The organism is [Actinomadura] parvosata subsp. kistnae, assembly GCF_900323885.1.
Taxonomy (GTDB): Bacteria; Actinomycetota; Actinomycetes; order Streptosporangiales; family Streptosporangiaceae; genus Nonomuraea; species Nonomuraea composti.
Window position 1 is genome coordinate 2,474,932 of the sequence record NZ_OOHJ01000018.1, and the last position, 21,620, is coordinate 2,496,551.

Annotated in this window: 24 protein-coding genes, 2 tRNA genes and 1 other RNA gene; 11 read left to right on the plus strand and 16 right to left on the minus strand. The window is 71.0% G+C overall.

From position 1 onward, the window contains the following. Positions 1-9 precede the first annotated feature (9 nt). Positions 10-753, plus strand: coding sequence for a tyrosine-protein phosphatase (locus tag KIS93_RS31465; RefSeq protein WP_080047397.1), 744 nt, complete (start codon positions 10-12; stop codon positions 751-753). Between the two features lie 156 nt (positions 754-909). Continuing rightward, on the plus strand, positions 910-2,106 hold the full coding sequence (locus KIS93_RS31470) for an amidohydrolase family protein (RefSeq protein ID WP_080044231.1): 1,197 nt from the start codon (positions 910-912) through the stop codon (positions 2,104-2,106). Between the two features lie 79 nt (positions 2,107-2,185). Here KIS93_RS31470 and KIS93_RS31475 read toward each other — a convergent pair whose 3' ends face one another. The 4 genes from KIS93_RS31475 to KIS93_RS31490 all read right to left on the minus strand — a co-directional run bounded on the left by KIS93_RS31475 (position 2,186) and on the right by KIS93_RS31490 (position 5,699). Then, entirely contained in the window at positions 2,186-2,533 is a 348-nt protein-coding gene (locus KIS93_RS31475) for a YkvA family protein (protein ID WP_230465709.1), read from the minus strand. 64 nt (positions 2,534-2,597) lie between these two features. After that, the gene (locus tag KIS93_RS31480; protein ID WP_080044230.1) at positions 2,598-4,016 is read right to left on the minus strand and encodes an amidase; all 1,419 of its coding nucleotides are present in this window, start codon (positions 4,014-4,016) and stop codon (positions 2,598-2,600) included. A 4-nt stretch (positions 4,017-4,020) separates the two neighbouring features. Further along, positions 4,021-4,962, minus strand: a complete 942-nt coding sequence (locus KIS93_RS31485) for an LLM class F420-dependent oxidoreductase (protein ID WP_230465708.1) — start codon at positions 4,960-4,962, stop codon at positions 4,021-4,023. Between the two features lie 68 nt (positions 4,963-5,030). Continuing rightward, positions 5,031-5,699 (minus strand): TetR/AcrR family transcriptional regulator, encoded by a 669-nt coding sequence (locus KIS93_RS31490; protein ID WP_080047395.1) that lies wholly within the window; start codon positions 5,697-5,699, stop codon positions 5,031-5,033. A gap of 225 nt (positions 5,700-5,924) precedes the next feature. On the opposite strand from KIS93_RS31490, the gene KIS93_RS31495 reads away from it, so the two are divergent. Next, positions 5,925-6,827 (plus strand): hypothetical protein, encoded by a 903-nt coding sequence (locus tag KIS93_RS31495; protein WP_155128863.1) that lies wholly within the window; start codon positions 5,925-5,927, stop codon positions 6,825-6,827. Between the two features lie 87 nt (positions 6,828-6,914). Here KIS93_RS31495 and KIS93_RS31500 read toward each other — a convergent pair whose 3' ends face one another. From KIS93_RS31500 to KIS93_RS31520, 5 genes are all read right to left on the minus strand, one after another. Next, entirely contained in the window at positions 6,915-7,976 is a 1,062-nt protein-coding gene (locus tag KIS93_RS31500; RefSeq protein ID WP_080044227.1) for an aspartate-semialdehyde dehydrogenase, read from the minus strand. After that, positions 7,973-9,247: an aspartate kinase gene (locus KIS93_RS31505; RefSeq protein WP_080044226.1), complete on the minus strand. Its 1,275-nt coding sequence runs from the start codon at positions 9,245-9,247 to the stop codon at positions 7,973-7,975. The genes KIS93_RS31500 and KIS93_RS31505 overlap by 4 nt, the downstream gene beginning before the upstream one ends. Before the next feature lie 83 nt (positions 9,248-9,330). Continuing rightward, positions 9,331-9,861, minus strand: a complete 531-nt coding sequence (locus tag KIS93_RS31510; RefSeq protein ID WP_080044225.1) for a DUF5063 domain-containing protein — start codon at positions 9,859-9,861, stop codon at positions 9,331-9,333. Beyond that, positions 9,854-10,453, minus strand: a complete 600-nt coding sequence (gene recR / locus KIS93_RS31515; protein ID WP_080044224.1) for a recombination mediator RecR — start codon at positions 10,451-10,453, stop codon at positions 9,854-9,856. Before recR ends, KIS93_RS31510 begins: the two co-directional genes overlap by 8 nt. Positions 10,454-10,455: 2 nt before the next feature. Next, complete coding sequence (locus KIS93_RS31520; protein ID WP_080044223.1) at positions 10,456-10,806, minus strand: YbaB/EbfC family nucleoid-associated protein; 351 nt, start codon at positions 10,804-10,806, stop codon at positions 10,456-10,458. Between the two features lie 535 nt (positions 10,807-11,341). On the opposite strand from KIS93_RS31520, the gene KIS93_RS31525 reads away from it, so the two are divergent. Beyond that, positions 11,342-12,322 carry a GAF domain-containing protein gene (locus KIS93_RS31525; RefSeq protein WP_186404527.1) on the plus strand — a complete coding sequence of 327 codons (981 nt, stop codon included), beginning with the start codon at positions 11,342-11,344 and terminating at the stop codon, positions 12,320-12,322. Here the strand turns inward: KIS93_RS31525 and KIS93_RS31530 are convergent. After that, entirely contained in the window at positions 12,289-12,504 is a 216-nt protein-coding gene (locus KIS93_RS31530; RefSeq protein ID WP_186404528.1) for a hypothetical protein, read from the minus strand. The two genes, KIS93_RS31525 and KIS93_RS31530, sit on opposite strands and share 34 nt — an antisense overlap. Between KIS93_RS31530 and KIS93_RS31535 the strand changes: the two genes are divergently transcribed. Continuing rightward, entirely contained in the window at positions 12,475-12,774 is a 300-nt protein-coding gene (locus tag KIS93_RS31535; protein WP_186404529.1) for a hypothetical protein, read from the plus strand. The genes KIS93_RS31530 and KIS93_RS31535 overlap by 30 nt on opposite strands. Before the next feature lie 288 nt (positions 12,775-13,062). Here the strand turns inward: KIS93_RS31535 and KIS93_RS31540 are convergent, their stop codons facing one another. Together KIS93_RS31540 and ffs are read right to left on the minus strand one after the other, a co-directional pair. Beyond that, positions 13,063-15,582, minus strand: a complete 2,520-nt coding sequence (locus KIS93_RS31540; RefSeq protein ID WP_080044221.1) for a DNA polymerase III subunit gamma and tau — start codon at positions 15,580-15,582, stop codon at positions 13,063-13,065. 31 nt (positions 15,583-15,613) lie between these two features. Continuing rightward, positions 15,614-15,709: signal recognition particle sRNA small type (gene ffs, locus KIS93_RS31545), an RNA gene on the minus strand. A gap of 110 nt (positions 15,710-15,819) precedes the next feature. Here ffs and KIS93_RS31550 point away from each other — a divergent pair. The 6 genes from KIS93_RS31550 (at position 15,820) to KIS93_RS31575 (ending at position 19,721) form a co-directional block, all read left to right on the plus strand. Beyond that, positions 15,820-15,904, plus strand: a tRNA-Ser gene (locus KIS93_RS31550). Positions 15,905-16,220: 316 nt separating this feature from the next. Further along, positions 16,221-16,607, plus strand: coding sequence for a hypothetical protein (locus tag KIS93_RS31555; protein ID WP_155128861.1), 387 nt, complete (start codon positions 16,221-16,223; stop codon positions 16,605-16,607). A gap of 143 nt (positions 16,608-16,750) precedes the next feature. Continuing rightward, positions 16,751-17,371 (plus strand): hypothetical protein, encoded by a 621-nt coding sequence (locus KIS93_RS31560; RefSeq protein ID WP_155128859.1) that lies wholly within the window; start codon positions 16,751-16,753, stop codon positions 17,369-17,371. 61 nt (positions 17,372-17,432) lie between these two features. Further along, on the plus strand, positions 17,433-18,398 hold the full coding sequence (gene ypfJ / locus KIS93_RS31565) for a KPN_02809 family neutral zinc metallopeptidase (RefSeq protein ID WP_080044217.1): 966 nt from the start codon (positions 17,433-17,435) through the stop codon (positions 18,396-18,398). A gap of 128 nt (positions 18,399-18,526) precedes the next feature. Further along, positions 18,527-19,414: a KPN_02809 family neutral zinc metallopeptidase gene (ypfJ, locus tag KIS93_RS31570; RefSeq protein ID WP_080044216.1), complete on the plus strand. Its 888-nt coding sequence runs from the start codon at positions 18,527-18,529 to the stop codon at positions 19,412-19,414. A 10-nt stretch (positions 19,415-19,424) separates the two neighbouring features. Beyond that, the gene (locus KIS93_RS31575) at positions 19,425-19,721 is read left to right on the plus strand and encodes a type II toxin-antitoxin system VapB family antitoxin (protein WP_080044215.1); all 297 of its coding nucleotides are present in this window, start codon (positions 19,425-19,427) and stop codon (positions 19,719-19,721) included. Positions 19,722-19,902: 181 nt separating this feature from the next. On the opposite strand, the gene KIS93_RS31580 is transcribed toward KIS93_RS31575, so the two are convergent. From KIS93_RS31580 to KIS93_RS31595, 4 genes are all read right to left on the minus strand, one after another. Then, a tRNA-Ser gene (locus KIS93_RS31580) sits at positions 19,903-19,992 on the minus strand. Positions 19,993-20,002: 10 nt separating this feature from the next. After that, positions 20,003-20,440: a tRNA adenosine(34) deaminase TadA gene (tadA, locus tag KIS93_RS31585; protein ID WP_080047394.1), complete on the minus strand. Its 438-nt coding sequence runs from the start codon at positions 20,438-20,440 to the stop codon at positions 20,003-20,005. A gap of 52 nt (positions 20,441-20,492) precedes the next feature. Further along, the gene (locus tag KIS93_RS31590) at positions 20,493-20,969 is read right to left on the minus strand and encodes a tRNA adenosine deaminase-associated protein (RefSeq protein ID WP_080044214.1); all 477 of its coding nucleotides are present in this window, start codon (positions 20,967-20,969) and stop codon (positions 20,493-20,495) included. A gap of 18 nt (positions 20,970-20,987) precedes the next feature. Next, positions 20,988-21,503 (minus strand): tRNA adenosine deaminase-associated protein, encoded by a 516-nt coding sequence (locus KIS93_RS31595; protein WP_418115099.1) that lies wholly within the window; start codon positions 21,501-21,503, stop codon positions 20,988-20,990. Between the last annotated feature and the right edge of the window lie 117 nt (positions 21,504-21,620).

Here is a 21,620-nt window from a genome sequence, read left to right on the forward strand (position 1 = left end):
GTGTGGAGGGTGACCCGCCACATCGAGTTCGTCAACCTCTGTAACTTCCGCGACGTTGGGGGATATGCCGCCAAGGACGGCCGTACCGTCAGGTGGCGGCGGCTCTACCGGGCCGACTCACTGGGCTGGCTGGCCGGCGAGGACCTGGCGGCCTTCCGCGCGCTGCGCGTGCGCAGCATCATCGACCTGCGGCACCCGTACGAGGTCGAGAAGGCCGGACGGGCCCCAGAGACCGAGGGCCAGCTCTACCAGAACCTGCCCATCGAAGGCCGCCCCTGGGACGTCGCCGCCTTCAGCGAGGAGCTCGGCGTGGCCCGCTACCTGGCCGACCGCTACCTGGAGGTCACCGAGGACGGCGTCGGCAACCTCAAGACCGCCCTGGAGACGATCGCGCGGGCCGACAACGCGCCCGTGGTCGTGCACTGCGCGGCGGGCAAGGACCGTACGGGGGTGCTGACCGCGCTGGTGCTGTCGCTGGCGGGGGTGGGCGAGGACGACATCGTGGCGGACTACGCGCTCACAGGGCTGGCCACCGAGCGGTTCGTCGCCGACTGGACCAGGAGGCACCCCGACGCGGCGCTGTGGCCCGGCTTCGGGCTGGCACCGGCCGAGGCCATGCGGCTCTTCCTCACCGACCTCGCGGCCCGGCACGGCTCGGTGGAGCGCTACGTCACGCACGTGGTCGGGCTCGCGCCGGATGCCGTCTCCGAACTTCGCGGACATTTGCTGACTGATCAGATGCAGGAAGGGTAGTGGGGCGACGGACCCGTCCCTGCGCGAGGCGGGTTCGCCACTCCCGGGATCGCCAGCCATCCCCCTCCCGGCGGTCCCGGGTCAAAATCCTTTCGGATACCCAACGGATACGTCGCAGCTTGTTCGACGTTATCCCGCCGTCGTACGGTTACCTGCGTGACTACGCCGCTGCTCCCCGACCCTGACCCCAGGCGGCGCGACTACGTGATCATCTCAGCCGACGATCACCTGATCGAGCCTCCCGACCTGTTCGAGGACCGCCTGCCGGAGAAATACGCCGAGCTCGCGCCGAAGGTAGTGGAGACGGAGGCGGGTCACCAGGTCTGGCGCTACAACGGCGCCACCTACCCGTGCGCCGGCATCGACGTGGGCGCGGGGCTGCCCCGCGAGCAGCGCACGCTCGACCCGATCCGCTTCGAGCACATGCGCCCCGGCTGCCACGACATCGAGGCCCGCATTCAGGACATGGACGTCGCCGGCATCTGGGCCGCGCTCTGCTTCCCGGGCATGCTCGCCGGGCAGGCCGGCATGCCGTTCGCCAGGACCCGCGACCAGGAGCTCGGCCTGGCCCTGGTCAAGGCGTGGAACGACTGGCACATCGACGTCTGGGCGGGCACCTACCCCGAGCGCATCATCGGCCTGCAGCTCCCGTGGCTGCCCGACCCCGACGTGGCGGCCAAGGAGATCCGCGCCAACGCCGCCAGGGGTTTCAAGGCGGTCGTCTTCCCCGAGTTCCCCACCCGGCTGCGGCTGCCCTCGATCCACACCGGCCACTGGGACCCGTTCTTCGCCGCCTGCGAGGAGACCGGCACCGTCGTGTGCCTGCACACCGGCGACTCGTCTTGGTCGCCCGTGCCGTCGCCCGACACGCCCATCGAGGCGATCACCACGCTGATGCCGACCAGCGCCATGTTCGCCTGCGCCGACTGGCTGTGGTCGGGCGTGCCGCTGCGCTTCCCGTCGCTGCGCATCCTCATCGTCGAGGGCGGCGTGGGCTGGCTGCCGATGCTGGCCGAGCGCGCCGACTACGCCCTCGACCACCCGGTGGCGGGCGAGGCGTCGTGGGAGGGCGGCATCAAGCCCAGCGAGGTGCTGCGCCGCAACTTCTTCTTCGGCACGCTCGACGACCACGCCCTGTCGGGCGTGCGGCTCGCGGTCGGCCTCGACCACGTGCTCCAGGAGAGCGGCTACCCGCACTCCGACTCGACCTGGCCCGACACGCAGAAGTCGGTGGCCCGCAACCTCGGCACCCTGCCGCCCGCCGACATCGCGAGGGTCGCCTACGGCAACGCCGCCCGGCTGTTCGGGCACCCGCTGCCCTCGCGGGCCTGGCTGCGGATGGAGGAGATCTAGCGGCGGAGATCTCGCCGCGCAGACCTGGCCGCGCAGACCTGGCCGCGCAGACCTGGCCGCGGAGACCTGGCTGCGGAGATCAGCCCTCTTCCAGCCGTGCCTGGATCACGTGGCGCTCGTGCTCGACGTAGCGGCCGCTCTCGCCGAGCAGCGAGGCCATCAGCCACAGGAACACGCCGAAGTCGTCGGCGACGCCGACCAGCATGAGGAAGTCGGGAATGACGTCGATCGGGGAGATGAGGTAGACCACGCCGAGGCCGAGCATGGCGAGCTTGCCCTTGCCCATCCCGGCGTACTGGCCGCGCAGGACCGCGCTCACCATCCGGGGGATCGCCCTGAGCCTGGTCGTCAGTTTGGGCGACCCGGGCCTGGTCACCTCGCGGTAGGTGCGCCACGCCGCCGCCGCCCGTGCTGCCTTCGCCATCATGTCGATCCCCCTACCCCCGGCTTTTCACGACATAACGCGTCGCCGGGGGTACGAGTTCCCTACGTCACGGCATGGCCAGGTGCTCGAACGGCCTGACCTGCTCGATCTGCGCCGCCACCCGTACGAGAAGATCCTCGCGGCCGGGCGCGGCGACGAGCTGCACGCCCACCGGCAGGCCCGCCGCCGTGCGGTGCAGCGGCAGGGAGACGGCCGGCTGGCCGGTCGCGTTGACCGGCGAGGTGAAGGCGACCGCGTGCGCGGTGCGGCCGAAGGCGACGCTGAGGTCGTCGGGCGGGATCCAGCCCAGCGGGAACGGCGCCACGCCCAGCGACGGCATCAGCAGCAGGTCGTTCCCCTCGGCCCACCAGGCGGCCATGCGGCGGCGGAAGCCGTCCACCCACTGCACCGACCGCAGGTGGTCGGGGGCGCTGCGCCCGCGCCCCGCCCGCACCATGGCGGCGTTGCGCGGCTCCAGCTCCTCCAGGTCCACCGGCTTGCCGCGCAGCTCGCCCAGCGCCGCGACGTACGCGGCCAGGTTGTCGGCCACGATCGCGCCGAAGTGGGTGGGGAAGTCCGGCTCGGCCAGGGCGCGCGGCCCGCCGGGGGTCACGTCATGGCCGAGCGACTCCAGCAGCGCGGCGGCGCCGGTCACAGCCTCGGCCGGCTCGGGCGCCTCCGGCACGTCGCCCCGGGGGTGCTCGGTCAGGAAGCCGATGCGCAGCCGGCCCGGATCCCGGCCCACCTCGTCGGCGAGCCTGCCGGGCAGGGCGGGAGCGCCGTACGGGTCGCCCGGGTGCGTGCCCGCCACGACGTCGAGCGCCGCCGCCGTGTCCCGCACGCTCCTCGTCACGAACCCCGGGCACGAGAACCCGCTCCACCCCTCGCCCAGCGCGGGCCCGAGGCTCACCCGGCCGCGCGTCGGCTTCAGCCCCACCAGGCCGCACAGGGACGCCGGGATCCGGATCGACCCGCCGCCGTCGCTCGCCGTGGCCAGCGCGACCATGCCCGCCGCCACCGCCGCCGCCGAGCCGCCGCTGGAGCCGCCCGGCGAGTACGCCGGATCGTAGGGGTTCCGCGTCGGGCCGAACGCCGCCGGCTCCGTGCTGATCGTGCTGCCGAACTCGGGCGTGTTCGTCCGCCCGAGCAGCACGAACCCGGCCGCGCGCAGCCGCACCACGCCGTACGCGTCCTCGACGTCCAGCAGCCCGTCGCGGACTGCCGAGCCCGCGCTGTACGGCTCGGCCGCCTCCCGCCAGCCCAGGTCCTTGAGCAGGATCGGCACCCCGCGGAAGGGCGCGTCCGCCGGGATCGTGTCGATCTCGGCCAGGGCGCGCTCGAAGCGGCGGTGGATGACGGCGTTCAGCTCGCCGTCGGCGGCCTCGATGCGGGCGATCGCGGCCTCGGCCAGCTCGCGGGCCGACACCTGGCCGTCCCTGATCGCCTCGGCCTGGCCGACGGCGTCCAGCCGCAGGATCTCGCGCATGGGGTCACCTCTCCGGAGCGAGCTCGCGTACCGCCTGGTCGATGGACAGGTCCCCGCCCGGGAGAGGGGCGAGCACCGGGGTGTCGAGCCCGTTGGCCATGTACTCCTTGATCCGGGCCCGGCAGGTGGCGGCGTCGCCGTGCACGATCAGGGCGTCCACCACCTCGTCGGGGATGGCCTTGAGCGCGGCCTGCCGGTCGCCGGCCGCCCACGCCTCGTGCATCGGGCGCAGCACCTCGCCCCGGCCCAGCCAGTCGTGGAAGGCCGCGTACACGGGGACGGTCAGATAGCTGGCCAGCATCCACCTGGCGGTCTGGCGGACGCGCTCGGTGTCCTCGTCCACGCAGACGAACAGGCGGGCGATCAGCTCGGTGCCCTCGCCGATCTCGGCGCGCACCTGACGCACGTCGTCGGGCGAGAGCCAGTTCGTGATGGCGCCGTCGGCCTCCTTCGCCGCCAGCCGCAACATCCGGGGGCGCAGCGCCGCGAGCACGATCTTCGGGGGCGTCTTCGGGGCCCGCTCCAGCTTGAAGCCCTTGATCTCGAACGTCTCGTACGCCTCCGAGACCTTCTCCCCCGCCAGCGCCTTGCGCAGGAAGCGCAGCGTGTCGCGGGTACGCGCGTACGGCTTGTCGAACGTGCCGGCGTTCCACCGCTCGACGATGGCCGGCGAGGAGGCGCCGATGCCCAGCACGAACCGCCCCGGCGCCAGGTCGGCCAGCGTGGCCGCGGACATGGCCAGCAGCCCGGGGCCGCGCGTCGAGACGGGCACGATGGCGCTGCCCAGCCTGGCCTCCGGCGCCCACTGCGAGGCCATGGCCAGCGGCGTGAACCCGTCGACCCCGTTCACCTCGGCCGACCACAGGTCGGTGTAGCCGAGCGCGGGCAGCTCCGCGATGAGGTCCTGCGACTTGGCCAGCGAGCGGTCGTAGAAGGGAATGGTCATGCCCCAGTTCATGCACGGCCTCCAGATCGTCGGGTAGGCCGACCATACCAACCGCTCGGTATGTACCCCTAGGCCCGCAGCTCGTGGACCGCCGCGATGAAGTCCTTCGTGATGCCGCGCAGCCCCGGCAGGTGCGACAGCCCCACGAGCCGGTCCACCAGCGGCACCGTGACCTCGATCAGCCGGTACGTGCGGGCGCACCCCGGCGAGGTGTCGTGCACCCAGAACAGCACCATGCCCATGGACAGCAGCCACAGCAGCTCGGGCAGCTCCTCGCGCAGCTCGGCGTTCATCCGGTCGCGCGAGCCCTCGACGACCTCCCGGTAGATGGCGATCGACGCCTCACGCGCCGGCGAGGACTGCTTGCTGAACGGGCTCAGCGGATTGGTGGGCTCGGCCGCGTGCTTGAAGAACTTCACGGCGAACTCGTGGTACGGCTCGGACACGCGCACCCATTCGCGCAACACCCCGCTCAGCCGGCCGGCGAACGACTGCTCCGTGGCGAGGAACTCCCGGCAGGCCGCCTCGTGCTCGGCCTGGGCGCGGTCGTAGTACGCCTGGATCAACGCCTCTTTGCTGTCGAAGTAGTAGTAGGCGTTGCCCACGGACACCCCGGCCTCGGCGGCGATGGCCCGCATCGTGGTCGCGTCGAAGCCGCGCTCCCTGAACAGTCGCAAGGCCGTCTCGACGATGACCTCTCGGGTGCTCTCCGATCCTCGGTTTCGGGCTTCGGACACGTTCGTCACTTTACGTCGTCGAGCGAGGTTAGGTCATGGAGCCGCACGGTGATCACCGCCACAAGGCAAAGTCGCGCTCGCGACACGAGTTATCTCCTGTGAATGGTGGGATTGTCGTTTCAGGCGGAAGGGCTAAATCCGCGAAAAGGCATCGACATGTGGATACGTGGAACAGTGCGGCTGATCATCCTCGCACTCCTCGGCATTGAGATCACCATAATCGCGTTGGCCTCGGCCGCCTCCGCCGCCACCCACCCCGAAGGGTCGCCGGCACAGGACGGCCTGTACGAGGTCCTGCCCATGCACGTGCCCGGCCCCTCCGCGGCCGAGCTGCTGTCCGGCGCGTACGACATGGGGCCGCACCCGTGGGCGTACGAGGAGCTCATGCTCATGGAGATGGGCGAGTGGCCCGCGGTCGACCCGCAGTGGCCGCTGGTCGCCGTCGAGCGCGCGCAGGTGGTGCGCGAGCGCAGGGCCGACGACGCCGCCGCGAAGGCCGAGCAGGCCGCGCGGGCCAGGCGGGCCGCCGAGGCCGCGGAGGTCGCCGAGTCCGCCGAGGCCGCGCCGACGGAGTCGCGGGCAGAGTCGGGGGCAGGGTCGCGGGAAGCCGCCACGAAGGCGCTGAAGCGCCCCGTACGCACGGGGGTGGCCCAGATGCCACACCTGCGCCCCCGCGTCGCTCACACGCGCGCTCAGGTCGATCTGGCGCGGGCCCTGCCGAGGAAGGCCGCCTTCCGCATGTCCCACGCGACCGCCAACGGCTGGCTGAAGAGCGCGGGCCTGCGGACGCGCTCCAGCGGCAACTGCGCCAGCAAGCACATGCACCACTGCACGTCGCTGGACCGGGTGCGCACCGGCACGATCGCCAGGGCGATCGAGCTGAAGCAGGAGAGCGGCTGCCCGATCATGGTGACCGGCGGCACCGAGCGGGGCCACGCGCCCGGCCACTTCAGCCACGGGAACGGCTACAAGCTCGACATCTCCCACAACGCCTGCATCGACCGGCACATCACGAAACATCACGACAAGGCCGGGGTACGCAGCGACGGCGCCACGATCTACAAATCAAAGAAGTCCGGCACGACGTTCTTCGACGAGAGCGACCACTGGGACATCCTCTTCCGGTGACAGGGCCCGGCCAGAGGTACGGCCGGAGGTACGGCCACAAAAAAGTGTGACGCCGCGCGGAACGCGCGACGCCACACCGGACAAGACCTAGAACTCTGCCGCCACCAGCTCGGCGATCTCCGCCGCGTTGAGCGCCGCACCCTTGCGCAGGTTGTCACCGCACACGAACAGGTCGAGCGTGTTGGGGAAGTCGATCGCCTGGCGGACCCGGCCCACGTAGGTGGGGTCGTTGCCCACGACGTCGAGAGGCGTCGGCCAGACGCCGTTCTCCGGGTCGTCCATGAGGACCACCGTCGGCGCCGCCTCCAGGACGCGGTGCGCGTCGGCGACCGTGATCTCCCGCGCGAAACGGGCGTGCACGGCCAGCGAGTGCGTCGTGACCACCGGAACGCGCACGCAGGTCGCGGACACCTTCAGGTCGGGGATGCCGAGGATCTTGCGGGACTCGTTGCGGAGCTTCAGCTCCTCGGAGGCCCAGCCGTCGCCCTTGTTGGAGCCCGCCCACGGCACCACGTTGAACGCGATGGGCGCCGGGAACGGCGACTCCTCGGGCAGCTTGTTGGCCAGCACCTTGCGCACGTCACCGGCGCTCTGACCGACCGAACGGTCGCCCGCCAGCGCCTCGACCTCGTCGTACAGCCGCGCGGAGCCCGCCACGCCGGCGCCGGAGACCGCCTGGTAGGAGGCGACGACCAGCTCGGTGAGGGTGTACTCGGCGTGCAGCGCCCCCATGGCCGCCATCATCGACAGCGTCGTGCAGTTGGGGGTCGAGATGATGTTACGCGGGCGGTTGCGCGCGTCGAGCGGGTTGACCTCGGGCACCACCAGCGGCACGTCGGGGTCCATCCGGAACGTGCCGGACTTGTCGACGACGACCGCGCCGCGCCCGGCCGCGATCGGCACCCACTCGGCCGACACCTCGTCGGGCACGTCGAAGATGGCGATGTCGATGCCGTCGAACACCTCGGGCGCCAGGGCCCGCACGACGACGTCCTCGCCGCGCACCCGCAGCACCTTGCCCGCCGAGCGCGGGGAGGCGACGAGCCGGATCTCGCCCCAGATGTCCTCGCGCGACGACACGATGTCGCGCATGACGGTGCCGACGGCGCCGGTCGCGCCGATCAGTGCCAGATTGGGCCTCTTGCTCATCGTCCTGAACCTCCGTACACCACGGCTTCGACCTGGTCGGCGTCGAGATCGAAGGCGCGGTGCGCGGCCGCCACGGCCGCGTCGACGCCCTCCTGCTCGACGATCACTGAGATGCGGATCTCCGAGGTGGAGATCATCTCGATGTTGACCCCCGCGTCGGCGAGGGCCGCGAAGAACGTCGCCGTGACGCCGGGGTGCGAGCGCATGCCCGCGCCGATCAGCGACACCTTCCCGATCTGGTCGTCGAACAGCAGCGACTCGAAACCGATCCGGGGCTGGATCTTCTTCAGCGACGCCAGCGCCGTCTGGCTGTCGGCCGTGGGCAGCGTGAACGAGATGTCCGTGCGGCCCGTGGCGGCGGCCGAGACGTTCTGCACGATCATGTCAATGTTGATCTCGGCGTCGGCCAGCGTTTTGAAGATCGTCGCAGCCTCGCCGACCTTGTCGGGCACCCCGACAACAGTGATCTTGGCCTCGCTCCGGTCGTGCGCGACGCCGGAGATGATCGGCTGCTCCATCTCGGTTCCTTCGGTGTAAGGGTCGGAGACGACCCACGTGCCTTCCTTGGTGCTGAACGAACTGCGTACGTGGATCGGCAGGTTGAACCGTCGAGCGTATTCGACGCAGCGCAGATGCAGGATCTTCGCCCCGCACGCGGCCATCTCCATCATCTCGTCGTAGGAGATCCTGGGGATCTGGCGCGCCGCGGGCACGATGCGCGGATCGGCGGTGAAGATGCCGTCGACGTCGGTGTAGATCTCACAGACATCGGCATTGAGCGCCGCCGCCAGCGCCACGGCCGTGGTGTCGGAGCCACCCCGGCCGAGCGTGGTGATGTCCTTGGTGTCCTGCGAGACACCCTGGAACCCGGCCACGATCGCGATGTGACCCTGGTCGATCGCCTCCTGGATGCGGCTGGGCGTCACGTCGATGATGCGCGCCTTGCCGTGCGTGGAGTCGGTGATCACACCTGCCTGCGAGCCGGTGAACGAGCGGGCCTCGTGACCCAGGTTGGCGATCGCCATCGCCAGCAGGGCCATCGAGATGCGCTCGCCCGACGTCAGCAGCATGTCGAGCTCGCGGCCCGGAGGCAGCGGCGACACCTGCTCGGCCAGGTCGAGCAGCTCGTCGGTCGTGTCGCCCATGGCGGAGACGATCACGACCACGCTGTTGCCGGCTTTTTTCGTCGCGACGATCCGCTGCGCGACCCGCTTGATGCAGGACGCGTCGGCGACGGACGAACCACCGTACTTTTGCACAACGAGCGCCACGAGAGTCTCCCGGTTTGGACTGTGAGCTGCCAGTCTATCGGGGGCGTCTCATGAGGCTGCTGTTCGTACCACTATGTGGAAGATCAGACGGCGGTGGTCTCCTCCGCCACGTCGAGGCGCGAGTGCGCCGCCAGGGCCTGCAGCGCGCGCATCGCGGCGCCCGCGTGGTTGCCCCACGTGTTGAAGTACGAGTACTGCCACCACCACAGAGCCTCGTGCGGGCGCCCCGCGTGGTAGTGCCGCAGCCCGTGGATGAGGTCGGCGGCCACCGCCGTCAGGTCGTCCGACAGCCGGTACGGGGTCACGCTGGTGTCCTTGTACGGGTCGAACACCTCGGCGTAGTCGTCGACCGCCTCCAGCCGCTCCGCCAGCGCCGTGCGCACCTCGTCGATGTCGGGGTCTTCGCTCATCGGCGGCTCGTAGTTGCCGGCGAGGATGACGTCGCGGTTGGCGCCGAGCTTGGCCCCCGCCAGGCTCATCTGCGCGACCTCCACCAGCAGGATCGACCAGATGGCGTCGCCGCCCTCGCCGCCCGCCACCCTGGTCAGGCCGTCCACGTAGTTCTGAGCGTGCGCGGAGATCTCTTCCGCCAGCGCGCTCCACTGGTCAGACATCCAGCAGCCTCCGTCCTTCGAACGCGCGGCCCAAGGTGACCTCATCCGCGTACTCGAGATCACCGCCCACAGGCAGACCGCTGGCCAGTCGTGTCACTTTGATGCCCATCGGCTTGACCAGACGGGCGAGGTAGGTAGCCGTCGCCTCGCCCTCGAGGTTGGGGTCGGTGGCGAGGATGAGCTCGGTGACGCGGCCGTCTGCCAGCCGGGTCATGAGCTCCTTGATGCGCAGGTCGTCGGGGCCGATGCCGTCGATCGGGCTGATCGCGCCGCCGAGCACGTGGTAGGTGCCGCGGAACTCGCGCGTCTTCTCGATCGCCACGACGTCCTTCGACTCCTCGACCACGCAGATGACGTGCGTGTCGCGGCGGGCGTCACGGCAGATGCGGCACTCCTCCTCGGAGGCCACGTTCCCGCAGACCCGGCAGAAGCGGACCTTCTCCTTGACCTCCAGCAACGCGTGCGCCAGCCGCTTGACGTCGGCCGGATCGGCCGCCAGCAGGTGGAACGCGATCCGCTGCGCGCTCTTCGGACCGACGCCGGGCAGCAGCCCCAGCTCGTCGATCAGGTTCTGGACGACCCCCTCGTACATGCCTAGAACCCTGGCAACTGTCCGAGGCCGCCGCCACCCAGCCCCTGGGCCAGCGGGCCGAGCTTCTCCTGCTGCAGATCGGCTGCCGCGCGCACGGCGTCGCGGACCGCCGCGATCACCAGGTCGGCGATCGTGTCTGCGGTGTCCTGCGGGTCGCCCGCGTCGATCACACTCGGGTCGATCTTGAGCTCGAGCAGCTCGCCCGAGCCGTTGACGACGGCCGTGACCATGCCGCCGCCCGATGAGCCCTCGATCTGCGCGTCGTTGAGCTCCTGCTGGGCGCTCACAAGCTGCTGCTGCATGAGCTGTGCCTGCTCCAGCAGCTGCTGCAGGTTGACATCCCCTGGGTTCACCGTCGTGCGCTCCTCGTGGCTCCGCGTTCTTGACTGCCACGAGCCTACGGTGTTTGGGGGAAGTCATGTACTGGGAGGCTGCCCGGTTTCCTGTCCAGATCTTCGTACGCGACATCCATCTCGCTCCCCCGTACCGCGCGAGGCGGGCCTTCCCCGCCGCTGACCTGGCCTCCTGCGAGCGCCGCCGGCCCGCGCGAGCGCTTCGGGCGTCCGGCGCCCGGATGTCGCGTTCCGCCGGCATCGGCGTGTTTCCGCTCCCGCTCTCTTCCGCCCGCCGGCAGGGGCGGTCGGCGCCGGCGGGCCCGGCCTGGCGTCGGCGTGATTCTGGCCGGGTCTCGGCCCCCCTCCAGTGTCCGAGACCCGGCCATCACGCCGGCGGAGCGGCCGCACCACGCCGACGCGTCGGACAGGAACGTTACGCAGAGGAACGTTGCACACACGTTGCGTTCATTCAATCACCCTCTGCAATCCCCCTGAACGGGTTGCGCTGAACGGGCGCAAGACGGATGCTCTAATTGACTACTTGGAGTGACCGATGAGTTACGCCCATCTCAACGCGTACTCCCGCCTTCTACGCGGGGCACACGAAGCCGTAGCGACAGGTCGGGCCTGGCCCGAGTCGCCCCGCCGCCTGATCAAGGCGTCCTGGCGCCGCTCCCTCGACGCCGGGATCGACCCGGAGGGCACGAGCGCCCCGCTCGTCTGCGACCCCACCTCGATGCGGGACATCCGCGACACCCACCCCCTGCAGCCCCTCCTGCCCCTGCTCGCCCAGACCCTCTCGGGAATGGCCGACGAGACCGGCCACATCATGATCGTCACGGACGGTGACGGGCGGGTATTGTGGCGCGAAGGTAACCGCACGGTCATGCGTCACGCCGACCGCATCGGCCTCGCCGACGGCCACCAATGGGGCGAGCACGACGTCGGCACCAACGGCATCGGCACCGCCCTCGCCACAGGCCGCCCCGTGCACGTCTACTCCGAGGAGCACCTCATGCGGGTGCTGCACATCTGGTCGTGCAGCGCCGCCCCCATCACCGACCCCGACTCCGGCCGCGTCATCGGCTGCGTCGACGTCAGCGGCACCGCCCGCAGCCTCCACCCCGCCACCGTCGCCCTCGTCGCGGCCACGGCCAAGCTCGCCGAGACCCAGCTCGCCCTGCGCATGCACGAGCGCGACGAACGCCTGCGCCGCCGCTACGAATCCCTGCGCGGCCGGCCCGGCATCCTGCTCTCGGCCACCGGCCGGGTCATCTCCGGCGACCCCGCCGGCGACCTCGGCGAGCGCGTCCACGTCGGCGAACGCCTCTCCCCCGGCCACCGCCTCCTCCTCAGAGACGGCACCGTCGCCCACCTCGAACCCTTCTCCGGCGGCTACCTCCTGCACCCCGCCCCATCAGCCGCCCCCAGCCACTCACGCTGTCGCTCCTCGGCGAAGGCATCCCCACCGCCTCGTACGGCGACGGCGACCGCCCCCTGTCACTCCGCCACGCCGAACTCCTCGCCCTCCTGACCCTCCACCCGCACGGCCTCACGGCCGAACAGCTCTCCTTCCACCTGTACGGCGACGCCGGCAACCCCGTCACCATCCGGGCCGAGATCCACCGGCTGCGCGCGCAGCTCGGGGAGGCCATCGCCGCCAAGCCGTACCGGCTGGCCTGCCCCGTGGAGGCCGACTTCCTCAAGGTCCGCCACCTCCTGTCCTCCGACGACCCCGCCGCCCTCGCCCGCGCCTACCCCGGGCCTCTGCTGCCCCGCTCGGAGTCCCCCGAGATCCGCCGCGAACGGGACGAACTGGAAGCCCAGGTCCGGGCCTTCCTGCTGCGGCGCGGAGGGCCGGATGAGTGGTGGGTTTATGCGCAGACGTGCAACGGCCGCGACGACTACGAGGTGCTGGAACGCCTGGCCGCCCTCCCGCCCACCGACCTCCGCTCCGCCGCCGCCCGCTCCCGCCTGCTCTCCTGACCGCGGCCCTGCAGCGCCTCACCGCCCCGCTGCCCACGCTCTCCGCCGCGCCACGCGAGCAGCCGCCCGCGCCTTCCGCCACGCCGCGCGAACAGCTGCCCCCCACCACCTGACGGGAACGAAGTGAACGGAGTGAGCGGGCCGTCCTCGGCACCAGCCCGTGGGGTGGGCCGTCCTTGCCTCGACGAGCAGCACCATCGTCAGGCGGCGGCCGGCGGCCGGCCTTTGTCGGCAGCCGTGGGTGGTGAGGCGGCGGCCGTAGGTGAACGGCCGCCGGTGTCACCAGGGTCAGGTGTGGTCGATCTCGCCGATCACCTTGGCGCCGAGCTCCCGCTCCAGCAGCGCCATCCCCGAGACGGCGTCCACGTCGGCGTCGGCGTCGTTGAGCGGGTCCACCTCGTCCGACTCCGGGCCTTTGTCACGCCCGGGGATCGCGTCGGGCCAGGCGGGGGCCGCACCTCGGGTGGCGGTGGCGACGCGCGGCCCCGACTGCGCGGCGGCCTTGGCCGCCGACCGGGCCGCGGCCAGCCCCGCGCCCGTCTGAACGCCACCGGCCGCGGCGACGGCGCTGACCGTCTGCGTGGGGTCGGGGCTGGGCGGGGCGCCGGGGGCGAAGTCGTCGGGCGCGTCGGGCCAGGACTCGTCGGTGGTCTGACGTCCCGGCGCACCGGCCGGAGGCTGGTCGGAGTCCTGTCCCTGGTCCTGGTGGGAGGCGCCGTGCGAGGCCGTACGTCCCTGGGAGCCGCCCGCACCCTGACCACCTTGAGGGCCGGGCACGCCCTGAGCCACCACCTGCGGCCCTGAGACGCCCTGAGGCCCCGGAGCGGTGGGAGCACCGCCCGGCCCGTGACCGCCGCCCCCAGGAGCCGCGGCCCCGGGAGCCGCCGCACCACCATGGGACGGGGGGCGCGCCGGGCTGCGCGGGGCCGGGGTGCCGCCGACGACCGCCTCGACCCGCCAGGTGCCGCCCAGCACCTCGCCGAGCACGCTCGCGACCACGGCGTCCTTGCCGCCGCCGGTGAAGTTCTTCATCGCGCCGACCTGGCTGAACCCGAGCGTGACCAGGTTGCCTTCGACGCCCACGACCTGGGCGTTGGTGCTCACGTTCGCCCAGACGACGATGCTGCGCTGCTTGAGCGCGGCCAGCACGGCGGCCCACTGCGACTGGACGACCCCCGCTCCCCCAGCCGCCGGCGCCCCGGCCGGGGCCTGAGGAGCCTGGTACGAACCACCCGCGGGCGCGGCCTGCACCGGGGCAGGGGCGGCTGCGGCGGCACCGGGACGTACGGGCTCAGGCCAGTCATCCCCACCCGAAGCAGCATGCGCCTGCGCGCCCGGAGCGGCGGAGTCGGCCTGCGCGCCCGAGGCAGCGGAGACGCCCGGCGCGGCGGAGACACCCGGCACGTCGCCATCGGCCGCCACCCGCACCGGCCCAGCACCGGAAGCGGCCATCGCTCCACCTTGGGCTCCACCTGCGGCACTCACCGTCCCGAGCGACCCGGCAGGCGCGCCACCGGCACTGGCCACGGGCACCCCGGCGGCACCGGGCACACCGGCTGCGACTCCCGCATGCGACCCACCACCGGACCCGCCAGGAACACCGCCACCCGCACCACCCGGAACACCGGCACGGGCGGCCATCTGGGCGACGGCGCCGCCGCGTTCGAGGCGTTCGAGGCGGGCCAGCAGCGCCGCCTCACCCTGCGCCGCGCCGGGCAGCAGGACGCGCGCGCACATCAGCTCCAGCAGCAGCCGCGGCGAGGTGGCGCCGCGCATCTCGGTGAGCCCGGCGTTGAACACCTCGGCGGCGCGGGTCAGCTCGGCCGGCCCCATCGAGGCGGCCTGCTGGACGAGCCGCTCCAGCTCGTCGGCGGGCCGGTCGAGCAGGCCGCTGGTGGCCGCCTCGGGCACGTTGGCGAGGATGACCAGGTCGCGGAAGCGTTCGAGCAGGTCGGAGGCGAACCGGCGGGGGTCGTGGCCGCCCTCGATCACCCGGTTGACCGTGTGGAAGACCTGGGCGCCGTCGCGGGCCGCGAACGCGTTGACGACCTCGTCGAGCAGGTCGCCGTCGGTGTAGCCGAGCAGGGAGACGGCCTTGGCGTAGGTGATGCCGTCGTCGTCGGCCCCGGCGAGGAGCTGGTCGAGGATGGACAGCGAGTCACGCGCGGACCCGGCCCCGGCGCGTACGACGAGGGGCAGCGCGGCCGGCTCGAAGGGCACGCTCTCGGAGGTGAGGATCTCCTCCAGCAGCGCCTTGAGCGTCGCGGGCGGCATCAGCCGGAACGGGTAGTGGTGCGTACGCGACTTGATGGTGCCGATGACCTTTTCCGGCTCCGTCGTCGCGAAGATGAACTTCAGGTGCGGCGGGGGCTCCTCGACGAGCTTGAGCAGCGCGTTGAAACCCTCGCGGGTCACCATGTGCGCCTCGTCGATGATGTAGATCTTGTAGCGCGCGGAGACGGGGGCGAAGAAGGCCCGCTCACGCAGGTCACGCGCGTCGTCCACGCCTCCGTGGGAGGCGGCGTCGATCTCGATGACGTCGAGGTGCCCGGGGCCGGTGGGGGCGAGCGCCACACACGACTCGCACGCGCCGCACGGGTCTGGGGTGGGGCCCTGCTCGCAGTTGAGGGAGCGCGCCAGGATGCGGGCGCTCGAGGTCTTGCCGCATCCGCGGGGGCCGCTGAACAGGTAGGCGTGGTTGATCCGGCCCGTACGCAACGCTTGTCTCAGCGGATCTGTGACGTGTTCCTGACCCTTGACCTCGGCGAAGGTCCCGGGTCGGTACTTGCGGTAAAGCGCAAGGCTCATACGACCATCCCGCCTGCGAGGGGGCTCTCAACGAAGAGACCCCCCGCACACCCGCCAGAGCCCGCTTATCCTTGCTGCCTTCCGGCCCTGGGGAGGTTCACAGGATGACGCCGCGCGAGGGGTCCCTGGACAGTCTAGCCGCCCCCCGCAGTGCTCGCTCCACTCCGCGAGAACCCCGGCGGAACCCGGCGGAAAACATGGTCTGCGCACCTCGAGAAGTCCGGTAAGCTCGTCGGCGGAGGATTCGCCTAGTGGCCGAGGGCGCACGCTTGGAAAGCGTGTATAGGGCAACCTATCAGGGGTTCAAATCCCCTATCCTCCGCGCCTGGTTGAGGCAGTAAACGCGAAGGGGCCGACCATACCCAGTCGGCCCCTTTCGCTATGTCCGGCCCCAGTCGGCCCCTTCCGGCCACCCCATGATGGCCATCATGGTTCGCGTGGGAACTCTCAGCAGGCAGTCTCGGCGTCGCGGCGCCGGCCGTCCCTCAGCCCGGTGGACGCCATCGGACGCGCCCCGGAAGCGGGACAGCGGTGGCGGACGGCTTTGGTTCGCTGTTGACCCGGTCAAACGCTTATTGGCGGCACTGTGCCTGTCAGCGGCCGTTTCAGGGTGCGATGCGGCATGGCTGCCCGAGACAGTGATCAAGGTTGATCCTGGTGCGGTCGCGGAAGCGCGAAGCGTGGGCCGCGTCGTTACGGAGACCTTCACGGACCCGTTCTACGAGCGGACTGTCCAAGTCATCGAGATTCTGGTGATCGACATGCGGGCCGCCGGCTTCCCCGAAGCGCTCGACCTCGCGCGCGATCGCCTGGAGCGGCTCGGATGGTACGAGGTCGGCTCAACTGACGTGTCGGTCCAGATGGAGTCGAGTCGCTGGAAGGGGACGACTACGACGCTTGGCTCTGTGGAGGATCTGGATCCGCTTGGTGCGCAACTGGAGCCGGCGGCAGACGAAGCGCTCCAAGCTGAGCCGAAGAGATGGGCGACCTACGTCGTGGTGTCGCTCTCCAGCGTGGGCGAGTAGATCCAGTGCCCCAACGCCGGCGCGTTCATGCCCCAGATCAGGGTGCCGTGCGCGGCCGCCTGGTTGTAGGGGGCGGCCGCGCGGGTCAGGGTGGTGAGGGTGGGCAGCGTGCCCGTGAAGGGCAGCGTGGCAGGATGCCGGGCGTGGCGACTTCGGGCCGGAGGCGGGCCGTCTGGGTGGGTCTCGCCCTGGCGGTCGCTCTCGTGGCCGTCGCGATGCCCGATCGGTGGCCGCGGCCTCGCGTGGTGGGGGCGGCCGGCGAGGAGGTGCTGCGGGTGGGCTCCGCGACGCGGGCGGCGCTGCTCGATGCCGCCGACCGCCACCTGGAGACGGATCCGGCCAGGATCGGGCATTACCTGCTGACCGCCGAGCGGCCGGAGTTGCGGCCGCGCGTGTTCTGCCGGGAGGAGTTCGTCGAGGTGCGGAGGAAGGGCTCGTACCTCCTGCTGGGTGTCGTGGCGGCGTGTGAGGAGCTGGCCCGCTCGGGGACGAGGCTTCTCGGCGGTACGGGTTTCCGGTCCGCGCTGCTCCTGACCGTCGGGCGGGACGATGGCGGGCGCTTCACCGTTCGGGAGGTGGAGGAGCCGCTGGACGGCGACGGGAACCTGCCTTCGATCCGGGCGATGTTCTCCCCCGAGGGCGCGCAGCGGGCCGTCGAGCTGCAGGAGGACGGCGCGGGCGCGCACCGGGCGATCGCCGGGGAGGCGTGCCGGGTCTTCGGACTGCCGGCGGGCACCGCGGTCACGTACGACATGGGCTCCTAGCGAACCCGCACCGCGCGTAATCGATCCGCTACGGGGGAGGAGTGCGTCGGGGGAGCGCGCGATGCAGTTCGACGATGACAAGCCACTCGATCCGTCGCAGGTCGAGGACGTCCGCGCCTCGGGGCCGCGGCCGGGCGGAGGCGGGTTCGGGGGTGGCGGGTTCGGCGGGATGCCGGGCGGGTGCGTGCTGCCCGTCGGCGGGCGGGGCGGGTGCCTGCTCCTGCTGCTGGCGGTGGGGGCGATGTTCCTGTTCGGAATCGTGCCGACGCCGTTCACCGGGGACGAGGGCGGGCAGCAGGGCGGCGGGCGGCAGCCGAGCGCTCCGCCGGCGGCCTCCCCCAGCGGGAACCTGGCCGAGCGGTGCCGTACGGGCGCCGACGCCGACCAGTCGGAGGACTGCCGCGTCGTCGGCACGGTGAACAGCATCCAGGCATACTGGCGGCAGGCGTTCCAGGAGCGGGGGCGCAAGGAGTACACCCCGGCGAAGACCGTTCTGTTCTCGCAGGCGGTCGAGACGGGGTGCGGCGCGGCCGACTCCGCCGTGGGGCCGTTCTACTGCCCGGCCGATCGCAAGGTCTACCTGGATCTGACGTTCTTCGACACGCTGCAGCGGGACTTCGGTGCCGAGGGCGGGCCGTTCGCGCAGGCGTACGTGATCGCCCACGAGTACGGCCACCACGTCCAGAACCTGCTCGGCACCATGAACAGGGTCGGCCGCGGCAACCGTCCCGGCGCCGACAGCCCCTCGGTGCGCCTGGAACTGCAGGCCGACTGCTATGCCGGCGTCTGGGCGCAGAACGCGGTGAAGACCGGCTTCTACCGGGAGCCGTTCTCCCAGGACGACATCAACCAGGCGCTCAGCGCGGCGGCGGCGGTCGGCGACGACAGCATCCAGCGGCGCACGCAGGGCCGGGTGACCCCCGACGCCTTCACGCACGGCACCTCGCGGCAGCGGGAGAAGTGGTTCAGCACCGGCTACGAGAGCGGCGATCCGCTGCGCTGCGACACGTTCACGGGCGGCATCTGACCCGGCCCACCTGCGGCGTCCGGCCCCGTCACCGCCCGCCCCGATAGGCGGGCGTCGCTCTGGGCAGTGTTCCTGCCTGGCGGAATGGCGAATGGCGGAATGGCGGTCAGGCGGGAAGGGACGGCGCCATGGATTTCAAGGACCAGGTGGACCTGGACGCCTCGCAGGTGGAGGACCGTGGCAGCGGCGGTGGTGGCGGCAGCGGGTTCTCCGGGTTCCCCGGAGGCATGATCGTCGGCGGGGGCGGGATCGTCAGCCTGATCGTGCTCGTGCTGGTGTTCGTGCTCAACAATGTCGGCGGCGGGGGTGGGAGCGGCGAGCCGGCCCGCCTGCAGCCCTCATCCAACCTGTCGGAGCAGTGCAAGACGGGCAAGGACGCCGACCAGTCGCAGAAGTGCCAGGTGGTGGGCGTGGTCAACAGCATCCAGGGCTACTGGAAGCAGGAGATGTCCGGCTATCGCCCGGCCAAGACCATCCTGTACGAGGGCCGTTCGAGCACCGGCTGCGGCGCGGCCAGCTCGGAGGTCGGCCCCTTCTACTGCCCGCGCGACCAGCACGTCTACCTCGACCTGAGCTTCTTCGACCAGCTTCACTCCCAGTTCGGCGCCAAGGGCGGCCCGTTCGCCCAGGCATATGTGATCGCCCACGAGTACGGCCACCACGTCCAGGACCTCCTCGGCGTCCTTGACTCGGGCAGCTCGGTGCCGATCGAGCTGCAGGCCGACTGCTACGCGGGTGTCTGGGCGCGCAACGCGCTCGACACCGGCTTCTACGAGAAGCCCTTCACCCCGGCGGAGATCAGCGAGGCGCTGGACGCCGCGGCGGCCGTCGGCGACGACAGAATCCAGCAACGCACCACCGGCAGAATCGACCCGGAATCGTTCACGCACGGCAGCTCGCAGCAACGCGTCAACGCGTTCCAGCGCGGATACGAAAAGGGTGAACCGGCCGACTGTGATCTCAGCGGGCTCGCGCTGAGCCGGACGGATAGCGCGAGGAATCCGAAACTCTCCTAAAATCAGGGGGGTGATCTTCAAGCTAGTCGGCGACGGACGCCCTTATCCCGACCACGGTCTGACGAACCGCGAGTGGGCTCAGATCCCTCCCCGGCAGGTCCGGCTCGACTCTCTGATCACCACGAAGGCCATGCTGGACCTGCACTCGCTGCTCGCCGCCGACTCCACGTTCTACGGGGATCTTTTCCCGCACGTGGTGCAGTGGCAGGGCGAGCTCTATCTGGAGGACGGCCTGCACCGCGCGCTGCGCGCGGCGCTCCACCAACGATCGATCCTGCACGCCAGGGTCCTCGATCTGCCCAACTGAGAAAGAAAAAGGGAGCCGCGATTCGCGGCTCCCTTTTCTTGTGCCCGGGGACGGCCCCGCGCCCTTTCAACATCATTTCCGGGAATACGGAACGACGACCGTTACCGTTTCCGGATCGGCGGCGGGCGGGCCCGTACATGCGGAAGGGGCTCCCGACCCGCTGGTCGGAAGCCCCTTCGTGTGGCGGTGGTGGTGGGATTTGAACCCACGGATGAGTTGCCCCATCACACGCTTTCGAGGCGTGCGCCCTCGGCCACTAGGCGACACCACCGCGGATGAGCTTACCGGATTCTGCGAGTGGCGAAGAACCGAGTCAGGACCGATCCGCACTCCTCGGCCATCACGCCCATGACGACCTCGGGGCGGTGGTTGAGCCGGCGGTCGCGGACGACGTCCCAGAGCGAGCCGACGGCCCCGCCCTTCTCGTCGGTCGCCCCGTACACGATCCGCTCCACCCGGGCCAGCACGGCGGCGCCGGCGCACATCGTGCAGGGCTCCAGCGTCACCACCAGCGTGCAGCCGCTCAGCCGCCACTCGCCGCGCCGCGCGGCCGCCCGGCGCAGCGCGAGGACCTCGGCGTGGGCGGTGGGGTCGGCGGCGGACTCGCGGTCGTTGCCCGCGGCGGACAGCACCTCGCCGCGCGCGTCGAGCACGACCGCGCCCACGGGGATCTCCTCCCGCTCGCCGGCCGCGACGGCCTCGGCCAGCGCCAGCCGCATGGCCTCCTCGTACGTCACCGCGCCCCCGGACCCCAGAAACCCGGCCGGGAGGTCATCGCAGGCGGTCGAGCTCGTCGGCGAACGACAGCCGCTCGGCGATCACCGACAGGATGTCGGCGGGCAGCATGCCCTCTTCCATGCTCAGCTCCAGCAGCTCCTCGGAGCTCACGCCGAGGTCGCTGAGCAGCTCGAAATCACCCGCGGGCCGCACGCCGAGCCCGTTGGCGTCCTTGTCGGGCGCCACGCCGGCGAACTCGGCGAACAGCTCGCCCAGGTGGTCGGCCAGGACGGCGTGCACGTCGGAGAGGAACACCCGCGGCTCGTCCTCGCCCCGGTAGCGGGCGATGGCGAACCATTCGTCCTCGACCTCGACACAGAGCAGGGCCAGCTCGTCGCCGGTCAGGCCGAGCGCCTCCATGACCGCGTCACCGAAGTCGTCGACGATCTCGGCGTCCCCGAGGTCGACCTCGGCACCGCTCCAACCATCAGAAGTCCTGACAAAGGCCGCAGAAAAGGTGTTGGACGCCATGTCCGCGCTCCAGGGGGGTCAGCCGAAGACCGATTCGATGGCACGCTCGAACGGCTCGGAGAAGCCGAGCCGCGCGGCGATGCTGGACAGCACATCTTCGGGCAGCAGATCGATGTCGCCGGAGAGGATGCCCAGCTCCATCTCGTCCAACCCGAGATCGGCGAAGATCGACAGATCCCCGGCGGGGAGCACGGTCTCCTCGTCCTGGAGGATCTCGTCGAGCTCCTCCTCGTCGGGCACGGGGACGTCGAGGTATTCGAGTACCTGCTCCGCCAGCGGGAAATCCCACGAGGCGGCGATGTCGGACAGGAAAACGTCGACCCGGTCGCCCAGGACCCGCAGCGCCACGAAGAACTCGTCGCCGACGGCGACCAGCCCGATCGTGCCGCTCTCGCTGGGCTGCTGCTTCAGGGCATGGATCAGCCCCTGCAGATCGGACGTCAACGTGGCCGGCAGCAGCTCGGCCTGCCAGCAACCGTCCTCGCGATAAACCACGATGGCGAAGTCGAGAGCGTCTTCGTCTGTCATCGCCATCCCCACCCGACCTCTGACACGACAGGTATCACCAGCACCCAATCGTTCCAGAACCAGACACCCGCCGTGTGCCTCTCGGGCCAAATTGTGATCAAAACCAAAGACGGCAGCCGGGTC

What these genes read in the sequence shown, in the direction of transcription:
- KIS93_RS31480 (WP_080044230.1), bottom strand. Translation starts at nt 4,016, where the DNA reads ATGCGCGAGATCCTGCGGCTGGACGCCGTCGGCCAGGCCGAGGCGATC.
- KIS93_RS31475 (WP_230465709.1), bottom strand. Translation starts at nt 2,533, where the DNA reads ATGATGGCGAAGGCAGCACGGGCGGCGGCGGCGTGGCGCACCTACCGC.
- ypfJ (WP_080044216.1), top strand. Translation starts at nt 18,527, where the DNA reads ATGGATTTCAAGGACCAGGTGGACCTGGACGCCTCGCAGGTGGAGGAC.
- KIS93_RS31540 (WP_080044221.1), bottom strand. Translation starts at nt 15,582, where the DNA reads ATGAGCCTTGCGCTTTACCGCAAGTACCGACCCGGGACCTTCGCCGAG.
- KIS93_RS31500 (WP_080044227.1), bottom strand. Translation starts at nt 7,976, where the DNA reads ATGAGCAAGAGGCCCAATCTGGCACTGATCGGCGCGACCGGCGCCGTC.
- ypfJ (WP_080044217.1), top strand. Translation starts at nt 17,433, where the DNA reads ATGCAGTTCGACGATGACAAGCCACTCGATCCGTCGCAGGTCGAGGAC.
- KIS93_RS31510 (WP_080044225.1), bottom strand. Translation starts at nt 9,861, where the DNA reads ATGTCTGACCAGTGGAGCGCGCTGGCGGAAGAGATCTCCGCGCACGCT.
- KIS93_RS31595 (WP_418115099.1), bottom strand. Translation starts at nt 21,503, where the DNA reads ATGGCGATGACAGACGAAGACGCTCTCGACTTCGCCATCGTGGTTTAT.
- KIS93_RS31525 (WP_186404527.1), top strand. Translation starts at nt 11,342, where the DNA reads ATGAGTTACGCCCATCTCAACGCGTACTCCCGCCTTCTACGCGGGGCA.
- KIS93_RS31485 (WP_230465708.1), bottom strand. Translation starts at nt 4,962, where the DNA reads ATGACCATTCCCTTCTACGACCGCTCGCTGGCCAAGTCGCAGGACCTC.
- recR (WP_080044224.1), bottom strand. Translation starts at nt 10,453, where the DNA reads ATGTACGAGGGGGTCGTCCAGAACCTGATCGACGAGCTGGGGCTGCTG.
- KIS93_RS31590 (WP_080044214.1), bottom strand. Translation starts at nt 20,969, where the DNA reads ATGGCGTCCAACACCTTTTCTGCGGCCTTTGTCAGGACTTCTGATGGT.
- tadA (WP_080047394.1), bottom strand. Translation starts at nt 20,440, where the DNA reads ATGCGGCTGGCGCTGGCCGAGGCCGTCGCGGCCGGCGAGCGGGAGGAG.